The 13305-nt window shown below is 39.9% G+C and carries 16 protein-coding genes and 1 other RNA gene; 9 read left to right on the plus strand and 8 right to left on the minus strand.

The genetic code is table 11. The features are described 5' to 3' along the window. Positions 1–13 precede the first annotated feature (13 nt). Positions 14–415 carry an RDD family protein gene (locus BN1765_RS11140; protein WP_050615200.1) on the minus strand — a complete coding sequence of 134 codons (402 nt, stop codon included), beginning with the start codon at positions 413–415 and terminating at the stop codon, positions 14–16. A 167-nt stretch (positions 416–582) separates the two neighbouring features. Here BN1765_RS11140 and lepB point away from each other — a divergent pair, with 167 nt between their 5' ends. From lepB to BN1765_RS11165, 5 genes are all read left to right on the plus strand, one after another. After that, positions 583–1113, plus strand: a complete 531-nt coding sequence (gene lepB, locus BN1765_RS11145) for a signal peptidase I (protein WP_050615201.1) — start codon at positions 583–585, stop codon at positions 1111–1113. 95 nt (positions 1114–1208) lie between these two features. Continuing rightward, positions 1209–2030 (plus strand): Cof-type HAD-IIB family hydrolase, encoded by an 822-nt coding sequence (locus tag BN1765_RS11150; RefSeq protein WP_050615202.1) that lies wholly within the window; start codon positions 1209–1211, stop codon positions 2028–2030. A 201-nt stretch (positions 2031–2231) separates the two neighbouring features. Then, positions 2232–2483 (plus strand): YkuS family protein, encoded by a 252-nt coding sequence (locus tag BN1765_RS11155; RefSeq protein WP_050615203.1) that lies wholly within the window; start codon positions 2232–2234, stop codon positions 2481–2483. A 402-nt stretch (positions 2484–2885) separates the two neighbouring features. Next, positions 2886–3149: a hypothetical protein gene (locus BN1765_RS11160; protein ID WP_050615204.1), complete on the plus strand. Its 264-nt coding sequence runs from the start codon at positions 2886–2888 to the stop codon at positions 3147–3149. A gap of 99 nt (positions 3150–3248) precedes the next feature. Further along, positions 3249–3434, plus strand: a complete 186-nt coding sequence (locus BN1765_RS11165; protein ID WP_050615205.1) for a DUF8096 family protein — start codon at positions 3249–3251, stop codon at positions 3432–3434. Between the two features lie 184 nt (positions 3435–3618). Here BN1765_RS11165 and BN1765_RS11170 read toward each other — a convergent pair whose 3' ends face one another. Next, positions 3619–4179 (minus strand): DUF6241 domain-containing protein, encoded by a 561-nt coding sequence (locus BN1765_RS11170; protein WP_050615206.1) that lies wholly within the window; start codon positions 4177–4179, stop codon positions 3619–3621. 527 nt (positions 4180–4706) lie between these two features. Between BN1765_RS11170 and BN1765_RS20065 the strand changes: the two genes are divergently transcribed. From BN1765_RS20065 to BN1765_RS11180, 4 genes are all read left to right on the plus strand, one after another. Then, positions 4707–4874, plus strand: coding sequence for a hypothetical protein (locus BN1765_RS20065; protein WP_154666086.1), 168 nt, complete (start codon positions 4707–4709; stop codon positions 4872–4874). Positions 4875–5256: 382 nt separating this feature from the next. Continuing rightward, positions 5257–5415, plus strand: coding sequence for a hypothetical protein (locus BN1765_RS20265; RefSeq protein ID WP_187119441.1), 159 nt, complete (start codon positions 5257–5259; stop codon positions 5413–5415). Positions 5416–5701: 286 nt separating this feature from the next. Further along, the gene (locus BN1765_RS11175) at positions 5702–6253 is read left to right on the plus strand and encodes a GNAT family N-acetyltransferase (RefSeq protein ID WP_050615207.1); all 552 of its coding nucleotides are present in this window, start codon (positions 5702–5704) and stop codon (positions 6251–6253) included. A gap of 393 nt (positions 6254–6646) precedes the next feature. After that, the gene (locus BN1765_RS11180) at positions 6647–7039 is read left to right on the plus strand and encodes an SET domain-containing protein (RefSeq protein WP_050615208.1); all 393 of its coding nucleotides are present in this window, start codon (positions 6647–6649) and stop codon (positions 7037–7039) included. 94 nt (positions 7040–7133) lie between these two features. Here the strand turns inward: BN1765_RS11180 and BN1765_RS11185 are convergent, their stop codons facing one another. From BN1765_RS11185 to BN1765_RS11205, 6 genes are all read right to left on the minus strand, one after another. Further along, positions 7134–7844 carry an SH3 domain-containing protein gene (locus BN1765_RS11185; protein ID WP_050615209.1) on the minus strand — a complete coding sequence of 237 codons (711 nt, stop codon included), beginning with the start codon at positions 7842–7844 and terminating at the stop codon, positions 7134–7136. A 263-nt stretch (positions 7845–8107) separates the two neighbouring features. After that, on the minus strand, positions 8108–9346 hold the full coding sequence (locus BN1765_RS11190) for a LacI family DNA-binding transcriptional regulator (RefSeq protein ID WP_050615210.1): 1239 nt from the start codon (positions 9344–9346) through the stop codon (positions 8108–8110). A 116-nt stretch (positions 9347–9462) separates the two neighbouring features. Beyond that, positions 9463–11145 carry a PTS transporter subunit EIIC gene (locus BN1765_RS11195; RefSeq protein ID WP_050615211.1) on the minus strand — a complete coding sequence of 561 codons (1683 nt, stop codon included), beginning with the start codon at positions 11143–11145 and terminating at the stop codon, positions 9463–9465. A 254-nt stretch (positions 11146–11399) separates the two neighbouring features. Beyond that, positions 11400–11903 carry an NAD-dependent epimerase/dehydratase family protein gene (locus tag BN1765_RS11200; protein WP_050615212.1) on the minus strand — a complete coding sequence of 168 codons (504 nt, stop codon included), beginning with the start codon at positions 11901–11903 and terminating at the stop codon, positions 11400–11402. 210 nt (positions 11904–12113) lie between these two features. Continuing rightward, a non-coding RNA gene (ssrS, locus tag BN1765_RS19310) (6S RNA) lies at positions 12114–12310 on the minus strand. 77 nt (positions 12311–12387) lie between these two features. Further along, entirely contained in the window at positions 12388–13269 is an 882-nt protein-coding gene (locus BN1765_RS11205; RefSeq protein ID WP_050615213.1) for a GNAT family N-acetyltransferase, read from the minus strand. Positions 13270–13305 lie beyond the last annotated feature (36 nt).

Below are 13305 nucleotides of genomic sequence, written 5' to 3' on the forward strand. Positions count from 1 at the left end.
GTCATTATTTCGATTAAGGTCTGTCCGAACTTACATACGTCCCGGCAATGAAATCATGAATAGCGCGGTGGTCTTTTCGAATTCCCACCATGAACGCACTTACAATAGTAGCAATCCCAAATGTTAATCCGTATATTATGCCGGCTACAAGATAGCGCAAGAGCATCGTTCCGATTCCTAGCTTCCTTCCATCTTTTCTGACGATCCGGATACCCATCATTTTTTTGCCGACTGTGTAACCGCTCCAGAATATAGGCACTAACAACATATAAAAAACCTGTAATATTGAACTGGTCATCTCCCTCGCATCGTTGTCAGATACCACCAACCCAATAATCTTTGCTACAACTAAGAAGATGACGATATCCAGCAATGTGGCGGCAAACCTTTTCCAAAACCCTACAGAATCATACATAAAAACACCTCTCCTGAAGTTATAGGTACCATCTTACCTCATTAATTGAATATTTTCAAAAGTCCACTCTATGGCCCTAGCATTAAATAGGAAACAACTCTGATTGTCATTTGCTCCCAAAAGATATATGGTATAATTTTCATAAAAAACAAGCAGGAGGAAGAAAGATGGGCCAATCCTTAAAAAAAGAAATACTATCCTGGTTTAAATCACTGCTCTTTGCGGTTATTTTGGTTTTTATTTGCCAGCAATTTATCTTTACTCCCATGACTGTACTCGGATCATCCATGCAGCCAACCTTCACTAATAAAGAAAAAGTGATTGTCAGCAAAACAAGTTCACCGAAACGGTTTGATATTGTCACATTCCATGCCCCTGGGACAAACGACGATTATATCAAACGGGTCATTGGTTTGCCTGGCGACCATGTCAAGATGCAGAAAGATATGCTTTTTATCAACGGAAAAAAATACAATGAACCTTATTTGAAATCTGCCAAATCAGCTTTGGATGGCCAAGATTATCTGACAAATGATTTTGACATCCACGTACCGGACAATACTCTATTTGTTCTGGGAGATAACCGGAAAGTAAGCAATGACAGCCGGATTTTCGGGACTATCCAGTCCGAATCTGTAATCGGAGTTGTGAAGTGCACCTACTACCCGCTCAAACACTTTTCATTAACCAATCATTGACCTGCGGCAAAAATAAACTCTTTATCTTTCTCTTCCCAATCCATGACAATTTATAGTAGGATTATAATATTGCACAATAAGGAAGGATTGACACCATGGATTACAAAATGATTGTTTTGGATTTAGACGACACATTATTGCAGGAAGACGGGACAATCTCCCCCCGTACTAAGCAAGCCCTGATGGAAGCTCAGGAAATGGGCGTGAAGGTAGTGCTTGCATCCGGGCGCCCTACTTTTGCCATGAGGCATATCGCAGAAGAGCTATCGCTTTCAACATATGGCAGCTATATTCTATCTTTCAACGGCGGCAAAATCATCAATTGCAAAACATCCGAAGAAATTTTTAGCAGCACCCTTTCCACTGAGGAAGCCCATTCTCTATTTGATATCAGCCGCCGGGAAGGCGTGTTCATCCACACATATGTTGGAGATGAGATTTTTACAGAAGACGAAAATCCCTATACGGACATTGAATCAGCCATCACAGGCTTACCGGTCAAAATCGTAGAGGATTTCAAAAAAGCTGTCTCAGAACCGGTCGTTAAAGCGTTGATGGTAGAGGAACCCGAAAAATTGAAAACCGTAGAAGCAAAGCTTCAAAACGAGCTCAACGGATCGTTCAGCGTTATGCGTTCTAAGCCTTATTTTCTGGAATTCACAGAATGTGGCGTAACAAAAGGAACAAGCCTTAATCAATTAATCAACGTATTAGGCATAACCCGGGATGAAGTAATCGCAATGGGTGACAGTTACAATGATTTGGCCATGATTGAATTCGCTGGCTTGGGAGTTGCAATGGGCAATGCCCCTGATGATATAAAGGAAAAATCTGATTTCGTCACTGATACCAACATGAATGACGGTGTGGCAAAGGTAGTGGAAGAATTCATCCTAAAAAAACCAGTCACTGTCTGAAATGAATGCTCTGCCATATAGTCCGATGACCTTTTCTGAGGCATCGGCTTTTTTATTTTCTCCCTTCCATTCACCCAGTGAAAAAAACGCCCGGTAGGCTGTTCTTAAAGCAGCATCTCCGCTAAACGATATTTCTTCTTGGACAATGAGTAAAAATAGGAATTCGGGAGACATTATTTACTATGTAAGGGAGGTGTAAGTATGAAAAAAATAGGAGTAGAAGAATCGTTGACCAATATCCAAGATGCATTAACTCAACAAGGATATGATGTCGTGCAGCTTCATTCAGAAGCCGATGCGCAAAACGTAGACTGCTGTATCGTTACAGGGCTAAATTCGAACATGCTTGGTATCGATGACACATCCACCAAAGCATCTGTAATCGAGGCATCAGGCCTTTCCGCGGACGAGGTTTTACATGAACTTGAGCAAAAATTGAACGGAGCACAATGACTTTTGTCTGAAACCAACTATCCTCTATGGTAGTTGGTTTAATTTTGTCCTTATTGCTTGTATCTATTTGGTTTTTATCTTCTATTGATAATTTGGAACTTAATTTGCTTGGAACTTTAATAACTGAGAAAATGCTTGTAGTGGTAGTAATCGACAACAGCTAGTAAATAGAATTTTTTTAATTTCACTAACGGTTTAACATATAAATCAATGAGGCATTAGTGATCATTCCCAACAATTCATCTGCTCATTCAAAAAAAAGCTGCTAAGTGAATGGATTATAAGCAATAGGCAGCCCACCTCCCCTTTAAGGTATGTTTAACCACCAAGAGCTCCACGGAAAAGCTCATTTAATGGTACAATAAATACATACATTTTGTTCGCTGGAGGAGGTATACGATCTTGGAACCTAGGCTGATTAAATCTTTTACATTCTTTGCGTTTTCTATTATATTGTTTTTTATTATCGTCTTATTTCCTATCCAGGCTTTGATTGCCCGTTATCTCGTTGCTGTTATGACGCTTTGCCCTGTCATTGGAATTATTTATGCCGTCAGGGGCGAGAAAGGAACCAATAAATCAATTGCTTTAATTTTTAATATTATCGCCCTTTTCACGGTTTCTTCGATAGGAATCATATTAACAACAGCCGTCAAATTAGGCTGATTGCTATGATACATACTGCGATGCACATTGGCGTTGATCCTGCCCATCGCGGTCAAAGTCTCTTTACTACATTCCGCTAAAGAAAGAAGATGAATCATTTTGTCTGAAAACCAACCAAAAAATTATAATGGCTATGATACGACCATTATCTATGATTATAAAGAATATCCGGACAAAGTATCCGGAAGATGTGATAATTGCGGCGAGGCTACCTTTAAAAGTTCAGTTAAAGATTATGTCTATTTGCGAGAATGCCGTAACTGCGGCATGAAGAAATCTATCTGAGTCAGCCGCCTATTGCGATTTACTTCCCAAAAAAGCGCTCCAATTCATTTGGAGTGCTTTTTTGCTTACTATTTATCTCTCCTATATCACGCCTCTGCCGGATATAGGAGAGTGCCGCCAACCAAAAGTAGGCGGTCCAAAAGCAGGCGATTATGTGCAGGAGACACATTTCTTTAGAATCGATTCAATGTTCGGCTGGATCCGATGTTTTGCCGGAAAAGTTTGCTTCAATGAATTCTTTTTCTTCTTGTGGAGACAGAATACCGGTTGCCTTGCCGATATTCCCCTTTTGAAGCTTCCAAAGTTTATTATGGTCTTCGTCAATCCCCGTAAAATCCCCTTTTTCCCATTTTTCAATCAGATGCAGCAATTTGTCCCTTTCCTCAAAGTGATTAGAATCGGCCAAAAGAACATTTTTGATCTGTTGAATGTTGGCAGCATTCATTTCCAACGCCCCCCATTTTTCTTTTGCTCTGACTTTTTGGTGGGTCATCTTATGCATTGCCTCAATAATGGTTTCTTCCGACGATTGCCCATTGAGCTTTTCCAAGTACTCTTGCGAACGCTGATTGCTCTTTTGCAAACGATCGAGTTCCTGCTTGCTCATTGACTTAAAATCTTCTGCTCCATTCGAAGCAGTGGATTCATCCTGAACGATCAAAGGAACAATATAATAAGCGCCGACTCCTAAACAGGCAACAATTAAAATAATCCATATTAAGGTATATCTTTTTTTCTTTTTCATCAGTCTCTAGGTCCCCTTTCCCCATTAAAGAATCGCTCATTGAGACTTCCTGTCCAATTATAAGAATAAAAGGAACTCATGGAATCCTGCCCATGCTTCTTTAACCTCTACTTATTACTTTCCTATCAATCAATTAACAAAATCATCCATTACTAGTTTAACACAGTTTACAACAACGTTTAAACCCACCGGACCTTTCTGTCGCTTGATCTCCTCTTCGTCATCACCCTTGTATTGATGTAGAGAGCCGCAATGAGTACAGAATCTACCATTTTAAGATTGCTATAAAAAGGAGTGCCGTGAAATCCATTAAAATATTGCCTTTATCTATTTTCAGTATCAGGCGATTATATGAAAGATAGTCGCAGAAAACGTTTAACGATCCGAAAGGAAGCAATCATGATTTGCAAAGAAGATATATTGGGCCTGACCAACCAATCGAATTCTTTATGTTTACCCACTTTATGCCTGTAAGTAAGCCTTAATTATGGTACGATAGAAGAGACAGCAGAAAGGATGATCCTTCTATGAAAATACCATTGATTGCTGCCGTTTTTACGGGGATCGTATACGGGACTTTCCGTACTATCCAATTGACCGGCAACCCTAACGCACAAAAACGCCACCCCTATTTGGAAAGCATTATTGTGGCTCTTGTTGTTTATTTGATTGTGAGCACCATTATCACCAAATAACTTATAACTTCATCAAAAAAATGGCCTTCTTTAGAAAGCCATTTTTTTGATGATGCTTTTTATGTAATATTCATTCTATTTTTATTTTTTAAACATATATATTAACAATCCAAAAAAATATATCCGTTTAACAAAATCACTATGTGGAAATAAGTAATATAGACAGGATGTTCCCCATCCAAGAACATCCATTGCTTATATCTCATGTGGTTGCAGGCAAGATTGAAAATGGAGATCACAAAATTGCTTACGGTATAAACAAAGAAACCAGATACAATCAAATGAAACTAAAAAATGCCATTATGTTTATTTTCAATGTGAATCGTAGCATCTGTAAAGACCCGAAAAATCAACCTAGCTGCTTAAGAAAGGTGGTGCCAGAATGGAGGCGTATGAGTGCACTTTATTTACTAGAGAATTAAATCGATTGGTGAATGATTATGACCATTGCGATGATCAGTCCGTCAAGCTTGCGATACAGAGCGATATCGCGCTTTTAACGGAAGCATTATCGTTTGGCATCAAAACAAAAGAGATTTAATGTTTTATCAAGCGAAACGTATGCCTAGAGTTTATTTACTCCGTTATTAATCCAATGACATTTTTAATCATAGATCCGTCAGCCTCCTTAGGAAAAAGGGGGTTTTTTCTCTTTGTTATCCTTTAAGCGAGGAAATCTGTATGATATACTTTCACTTATTTATCCCTATGATCGCTTGGCCATTCAATTACAATGTATAAAGTGAAACTTCAATCGGAGAAGATTCATTCATCACCCTCTATTCACTATTAAAATGGAGAAAAATGCTTAAAGGAGACTAATACCCATGTATAATACTTTATGTATAAGCGACCGATTAATATTGCGGCAATTTGCCAAAGAAGATTCAGCTGCACTTCAGGCATTGGCTAACAACAGGAAAGTAGGAGCAATCATTGGGCTGCCTTATCCATACACAGTGGAAATGGCTGACGAGTGGATCAAGTCCCATCCTTCCCTCCTTGCAAGCGGAACGGAATATCCATTGGCAATCATTGATCGTATTTGCGGGCAAATGGTGGGAACGATCACTCTTAGGGTTGATAAAGCCAATCGAATGGGAGAAATCGGTTATTGGATCGGAGCATCCTTTTGGGGGCGAGGATACGCTCCAGAAGCTGTTAGAATACTTATGAATTTTGCTTTCAAGAATCTTCAGTTGAATAAAATATGGGCCGCTGTCCTTTGCCGTAACCATGCATCTATCCGAGTTTTAGAAAAAGTAGGAATGGTGCTTGAAGCAACTATGAAGGAACATCGCTACCACAATGGCAAGTATGAGGACTTGGCTTATTATTGCCTCTTCAGGAGAAAGTGGCAATCAGAATTTTTTCGTTAGACAAAAAAATAGCCATCCCCACGGTTGAAGTAAAGGACGGCTACTTTTCTGATAACTAGTATCAATATAAATCATATCCCTTTTTACAGGTTCATAAACCTATTATCATCTAATTTTTCACCTATTTATGATTTTTTGATATCCCATGACAGCAAATTAAGCATTTTTTCTTGCAATGGAATAAAAAACATTGCTTTTCTCATATAAACCTGTCACTCTTGTACTATAAGTTTAATAAGTTTAACTTTTTTGAAGAGAATGGTTTTTCTTCTGGCTAAACGGCTTCTATGGTTGCTGCATATTCGCTTTAGATGCCCGCACTCCTGCCTGAAAGGAGAAAACGCAACCTCAAACACGAACGAAAAAAACGGCAAAGATTGAGTAGGTGATCGTATGATCGAAGTTAAAATTTCCACATTAAGCAACGGTGAACTGAATCGCGGCGTATTTGCCACACAGGATATCAAAAAAGGAGAGCTGCTTCATGTGGCGCCTGTCCTTCCTTATCCGAATGATGAGCATATCCATATAGAGAAAACATTACTGGCTGATTATGCGTTTGAATATGGCGCTAATCATTCAGCCATCCTACTGGGATATGGAATGCTATTCAATCATTCCTATACACCCAATGCCGATTATGAAATTGTTTTTGAGAACCATACATTCAATTTCTTTGCCCATACAGATATCAAAGCTGGAGAAGAAATCCTCATTAATTACAACGGGGAAGTAGATAATGAGGATCCGCTTTGGTTCTACGGGGAAGAATCTGAACTTAAATAGGCAAATAAAAAAGAAACTGGCGCTGTACTGCACCCCAAAAGTAAGAGTTTCAACTCTAAACTTTTGTGGGTCACCTCACGCCAGTTTCTTTTTTTTATTTGTAAACTCGATTAATTCCGTAGGCTTTCCAAGTAGAACCAGGTTCCTTTTGTAACGAAAGAGTCATTGTATCATTTCCGCTTTCTTCATTTACATTCGATTGGGAAACTGATAAATACTCCTTGCCGTCCTTGAGATAGAATTGATAAGTTGGTTTTCCGTTTCCCTCTTTATTCCAATTCAATTCGCTGATTGCATATCCATAGATCTCTGTTTCTTTAATGTGATACATTTGCATCCCATTCTTCTTGCCGTCCGGGCGCATATGCTCAGCAAAGTAATGATCTATGTATGCTTTATCAAATCCAGGCTGCATTTTTTTGTATACAGCCTCTTTTGACATATTCCCCTTCCAGGTATCCCTTTGCAACGAAATGATACGGTCTGTCACTTGTTTCACGCTGCCTTGGGAAGTCGTTTTATAAAAGCGGAGAGCCGACGCCGGAATAAATGCTTCTTTTCCATTGAATTCTGTTACATACCAATCTGTGTTTTCCTGAGAAATGACATTGACTTTATCGCTTCTTTTCAATAGAGCGATTTTTGTAGCTTTCTCATTTGGCTCTGCCCTCATCCATACTCCATTCACCGCATCAACTGTGCCGACTTGGCCGCCAGAAGCTTGAACTGGCGCTGTGCCCAAACCATAAATGCCCGCTGTCATCACAAGCAAGACAAGTGCTGCAAAAAATTTCTTTGCTCCCATTATATAACCGCTCCCTTTTCGTATTAATTATTCTTGCTTTCATGGACAAGAGTCTTAGTTAATACATATTCTTTAACCTTCGTCGGAGTTGCGTAAACATCTTTTGGGAGAAACGCTCTGTATTTTACGAAAGTAGATTCGATAAAAAGGTTGCTCGGTAGGAAGCATTCATCCCCTGCCGCGCAAATTTCACATAAAAATAGAAAGATTCGCCGCTGAATAATTGGAAATGGCAGACAGCACAAAAAAAGCAATGAGTGAACTCATTGCCTTTCCTGGTTCGTCCGGTTGCTGACAGATTCCCTCTCTACAATCGAAACAGGTAATATATACTCTTCTTTCACATGGTCTCCCTTTGCCTTGCGGCGAATCAATGTCACCGCCGTTTCGGCTTTAAGGAATATATTCTGGTCGACCGTCGTCAGTTCAGGGTTGCTGTATTTGCTGAATTGGATATTATCGAATCCCATGATGGATATATCCTCAGGAACTCTATACCCCAGCTTCATCAAGCCTTTCATCAATCCAATCGCCATGATATCGGACGTACAAAATACAGCATCATATGTATATGGAGCTGCCGCGATACGGCTGGCTATACGGATTCCCTCCTCATAACTGTATGCAACCTCAGACAGATAGATGTGATTATTACTGACAGGCAATCTGTATGCTTCTAGCGCTTCCTTGTACCCAGCAATCCGCTTATCGATGAAATTGCCCATTTCCTCCCCACACCCTACAAATGCAATCTTTTTATGTCCACGTAGGATGAGGTATTCGATACTGTCGAAAGCCCCTCTCTTGTCATCTGATGTAATGGTAATAAACGCCTTATTATATTGGTATTCATCTACCACTACTACGGGAAGCTCCATTTGCATAAGCTTCAATGATAAATGGACTGGCAACTTTCCGATCACGATGACCCCCAAAAAATCATGGGAAATAAATATGTCTTCATACTGATTAAAATCATTCGTATTATATACGCGAATCCCTAAATTAAATTCCTGGACAGCACGCTCCACAGAAGCGAGAAATTCCTGATAGAATGGGTTTTCCTGCTGAATGGAATAACGTAAATCCCGATCCATCTCCATAAACACCGCAATCACTGTTTTACGCGGTTCAATAATCTGATTCAAGACATTGCTCGGGATATATCCCCATTCCCCGATTGTCCTCACCATTTTATTTTTTATTTCAGAAGGCACTTTACCTACTTTATTCTGGATAAAAGAATCAATGAAATCTGGATAAAAAGGCAATGTTTCTTTCATTGGCGTTTTTTGCTTCTCTTCTATAGGCTTGGAGGTGTTTTTAGCCAATGCTCTGGCAGTCGTGCTTGGAACATATCCCAATTCTTCAATGGCATTCAACACTCGCTGTTTTGTTTCTTCGGAAACCTTATCCACATCGTTAAGGACGTAGGAAACAGTGGCTTTGGAAACATTGGCCTTAAGCGCAACATCCTTTATGGTTACTCTTCGTGCATTCACTTTAACTCCCCCAAGATATAGACTGCTCATTCTTTTATTGTCGAATAAATATCTTGATTTGTAAATAGAAAATGAGCAAGGTTGCCCTTGCTCATTTTCGTTGGCATTATGCAAAATTACATAATTTCTTTAATATAGTTCTTTAATGTATCTGATTTACCACCGAAAATAGCTTGAACACCACCGGAAATTTCTAGAACTCCAGCTGCTCCCAATCTTTTCAATTCGTTTTTATCAACGACTTTTGAATCTTTTACTTCAACACGAAGTCTTGTGATACAAGCATCGATGTTTTCGATATTTTCGCTTCCGCCAAGCGCCGCAAGCACTAAAGGAGCAATTTCGCGCAATTCGTCATCTTTGCTTCCTTTTGAAGCCTTAGGTGCAGCACCAGCAGAAGTTTGGCCAGTTTTCTCTTGGAAATCTGCTTTTGTGTAAAGTTTTGTTTCTTCTTCGTCTTCTTCGCGTCCTGGTGTCTTCAAATTCAATTTTTGGATCAAAAGTTTGAATACGAAGAAGTAGATGAAGAAGTAGACAACGCCGACAAGAAGAATGTAGTACCAATGAGTTGGTACGCCTGCTCCGGCAGGTAACAAGCCGAATAGAGTGAAGTCAATCAATCCGCCTGAGAATGTCATACCTACGAATACATTAAGAATATCCATCAACATGAATGATAGACCCGCTAGTACTGCGTGAACTGCATATAGCCATGGTGCAACAAACAAGAATGTGAATTCAATCGGTTCTGTGATACCAGTGATTGCAGCTGTACCAGCAGCAGAGAATAAAAGTGAACCGACAATTTTCTTTTTGCTTGGTTTTGCTGTTTTATACATTGCAAGTGCAGCACCTGCAAGACCGAACATCATGAATGGATACTTACCAGCCATAAAGCGGGTTGTACCATTAACGATTTCGCTCATTGTATCAGAGTTTGCTCCGACAAGGTCTTTCATTGAGCCAAGTTGTGCAAAGTAAGCAGTGTTAGCTCCGTCAATAACTGTTGGAACACCATCGATGATTACATTTGCTTGAACAAATGAAGAGAACCAGAATGGTGTATAGAATACATGGTGCAAACCGAATGGAATCAATGAACGCTCAATCAATCCATATAGGAATGTTCCTATTGCACCAGAAGTGTTAACAAGTTCAGCAAGTGCAGCGATACCATCTTGAACAATCGGCCAAACGAATGCAAGGATAGCACCGACAAGCGCCATAACCAATGCTGTAACAATCGGAACAAAACGTGATCCCGCAAAGAATGAGAACATTGGGTTGAAGCTGATATTATAATAGCGATTATGCAGAACAGATGTTACAAGACCTGTTATAATACCGCCAAACACGGACATATTCAGTGTGAAGATACCTACGGTAGTTGTTACATATGTACCGTATTCTCCCACATTATCTGGAGTGATAGCGCCTAGGCTAGTGTATCCAAGTCCTAGGATTGTGGAAATAACTTGGTGCATGATGAAGAATCCGAATACAGCAGCAAGACCGGCTGTTCCTTTATCTTCTTTAGCAAGCCCTACTGCCACGCCGACAGCAAATAAGAGCGGAAGGTTACCGAAGACTATATCCCCGACATTCTTCATGACCGTTAAAATACCATTAACGGCTTCGATATTTACGAATGAAATTAATGGGTTATAAATAGCCGGTGCGTTTTCTAAACTAGCGATACCTAACAGTGCTCCACCTATGCCCAGTAAGATACCTGCAATGGGTAACGCAGCGATCGGTAACATGATGGCTTTACCGATACGTTGTAAATACTTAAACATATTAATTTCTCCCTTTCTATTTCACTTGGTTAACAAGTTAACCTCTTTAGTTAAGCGGTTAACCTGCTTTCATACTATATCACAATTAACTGGAAAGCGGTTTCAGATTTTGTGTCTGTTTTGTGACATTTTAATAAATTTTTTTCTTCCCTGCCTTTCTATTTATATTGACAAAAACCTCATACTTTTATACACATAAAAACCTGTATATATCGCATATACAGGTTCATTCAAATTCTGTTTCTCATTTATTTCTATCCCATTATTGAAATCGAACTCAAAGATAATTTTTCTTGATTGATCCATTCAAGTGAGATTCCATATGATTCGCAATAAGCCGTTATGATTTGGACAATCAATTCTTCTGTTTTTTTATGTTCATGTATCTCGCTTTTCTCCACGTTCAAGGGCGACAGGCAATAATGGAAAGATTGTATGTGATGGTCTTTCATCTGCCCCAATATGGCAAGAGGGCATGCGATATGTTTATTATAGTAATCCTTCGCTTCAGCTTCCGTTGCTCCTGCTGGCCAGCACGATGTAAAAAGATAGACCGCACAGATGGAAAACGAATCGAAGACTAATGACAGAACCTCTTTATCGGAGCTATCTCCTTTAATAAACACAGCGCGATGGTCGACATAATCTCTATTCCCTGATGATAAATCATCGAGAACAATAACATCTTCCGACTGGGCAATCAATTTGTTAACCAAAACACTGCCTGCTTTCCCTGCCCCTCCTATTACTAAAATCATCTCTTGTCACTCCTTTTACTGAGTTGGATGAATGATTTTCCCACCACAATCACTGTGCATCCATATTAGATCTGATTCTTACAGTATAGAAGAAAGATGTGAAAAACAACGCAAAAATGATAGTCAATTCTTTAAATTCAAAATATAACCACAGCTTTTTACGGGCATAAAAAAAACAGTCCATCTCCTGAACTGTTTCAGTCTACATATAGACAAGCCGCTTTTGCCGTATGCAAGTAAGAAAGTTTTAAACCACCACTTCACAAAGTGGGTGTTCGCAAGAACGTTCCTGCCCGTCCTCCTTGTCATATAGACAGAGGCCTATCATTTCCGTCCTTATAATAAAACTCCCTATTTTATCTTAAAGGTTAAAACTTAATTAGTCAGTACGAACAACGCAGCTTCTGTTAGTATAATACTCTTTTCTTGCCGGAAAATCAACAGATTGAAATGTCCTTTTTATTCCATGTTCCACATCTCTGGTTTACACACGTACACGCTTCTCCTGTTTTACCGTTTTACCGGCAATGACAGTCGGTTCTAACCCCAAAGAAGTCTGTGGCATTAAAACATAATAGATCATGCCGGCTTCTGGTTGGCGGACCGTTTCAACAACTGCATACCCTTCTTCAAACAACAGGCTAAACAAAAACCTCGTTTTCAGCCGCCATTCCCTCGCCAATTCCATATTCTCTCTCTTCACCTGTTGGAAATGAGCAGGAATGGGTACAAAAATAGTGTCTTCTGCGTCGATCATGCTTTTGATTGCTTCCTCGTCTATGCAGCCCAACATAGGGAATCCATTTGCCCCATAAGTGACCGGAATCCTATCCATCATCTTTTTATCCAAGACGGGAGGGACTACTGCATGGCGGCTTTTAGGCAACCATTCTACCTGAAATCTATCCGATTCCAAGCCATGGTTCAGGGGACCGCCGAGATCGCCGTAACAATTGACTTTATAGGAACGGCAAAAAGCGCCTAATTTAGATATATTCAAATTGGCATTAACACTCTCCAAGGGATCATAGGTCCAGGTAATCAAATCATATCCTTTGGCTGCTGCCACTTCTTTCTGAGCCAATTTTAAGCGGAGGCCATAGCCTTTTCCTCTATATTCGGGATGGATGCCCAATAAATGTGAACACAGATAGACCTGTCCATCTTTGAACCCGGGAAAACTGTATTGGAAGCCGGCCAACACGTTTTGGTCATATAACCCAAGGACAATCCCCCCGTTTTTAGCAGCGGTAAATGTTTGCTGAATCGGAGTGCTGCCTGTGCCCCACACCAGATGCTCAAGTTCTTGGACTTCTTTCAGTTCTTCAACGGTTTCCAGCACTGCGATTCTTATATCTTCTTTCATATCTGTATCCCCTCTCGCTGCCAAATTAATGATCTC

This window comes from Bacillus testis, from assembly GCF_001243895.1.
Classification (GTDB): domain Bacteria; phylum Bacillota; class Bacilli; order Bacillales; family DSM-1321; genus Bacillus_AD; species Bacillus_AD testis.

What these genes read in the sequence shown, in the direction of transcription:
- BN1765_RS11140 (WP_050615200.1), bottom strand. Translation starts at nt 415, where the DNA reads ATGTATGATTCTGTAGGGTTTTGGAAAAGGTTTGCCGCCACATTGCTG.
- lepB (WP_050615201.1), top strand. Translation starts at nt 583, where the DNA reads ATGGGCCAATCCTTAAAAAAAGAAATACTATCCTGGTTTAAATCACTG.
- BN1765_RS11150 (WP_050615202.1), top strand. Translation starts at nt 1,209, where the DNA reads ATGGATTACAAAATGATTGTTTTGGATTTAGACGACACATTATTGCAG.
- BN1765_RS11155 (WP_050615203.1), top strand. Translation starts at nt 2,232, where the DNA reads ATGAAAAAAATAGGAGTAGAAGAATCGTTGACCAATATCCAAGATGCA.
- BN1765_RS11170 (WP_050615206.1), bottom strand. Translation starts at nt 4,179, where the DNA reads ATGAAAAAGAAAAAAAGATATACCTTAATATGGATTATTTTAATTGTT.
- BN1765_RS20065 (WP_154666086.1), top strand. Translation starts at nt 4,707, where the DNA reads ATGAAAATACCATTGATTGCTGCCGTTTTTACGGGGATCGTATACGGG.
- BN1765_RS20265 (WP_187119441.1), top strand. Translation starts at nt 5,257, where the DNA reads ATGGAGGCGTATGAGTGCACTTTATTTACTAGAGAATTAAATCGATTG.
- BN1765_RS11175 (WP_050615207.1), top strand. Translation starts at nt 5,702, where the DNA reads ATGTATAATACTTTATGTATAAGCGACCGATTAATATTGCGGCAATTT.
- BN1765_RS11180 (WP_050615208.1), top strand. Translation starts at nt 6,647, where the DNA reads ATGATCGAAGTTAAAATTTCCACATTAAGCAACGGTGAACTGAATCGC.
- BN1765_RS11185 (WP_050615209.1), bottom strand. Translation starts at nt 7,844, where the DNA reads ATGGGAGCAAAGAAATTTTTTGCAGCACTTGTCTTGCTTGTGATGACA.
- BN1765_RS11195 (WP_050615211.1), bottom strand. Translation starts at nt 11,145, where the DNA reads ATGTTTAAGTATTTACAACGTATCGGTAAAGCCATCATGTTACCGATC.
- BN1765_RS11200 (WP_050615212.1), bottom strand. Translation starts at nt 11,903, where the DNA reads ATGATTTTAGTAATAGGAGGGGCAGGGAAAGCAGGCAGTGTTTTGGTT.
- BN1765_RS11205 (WP_050615213.1), bottom strand. Translation starts at nt 13,269, where the DNA reads ATGAAAGAAGATATAAGAATCGCAGTGCTGGAAACCGTTGAAGAACTG.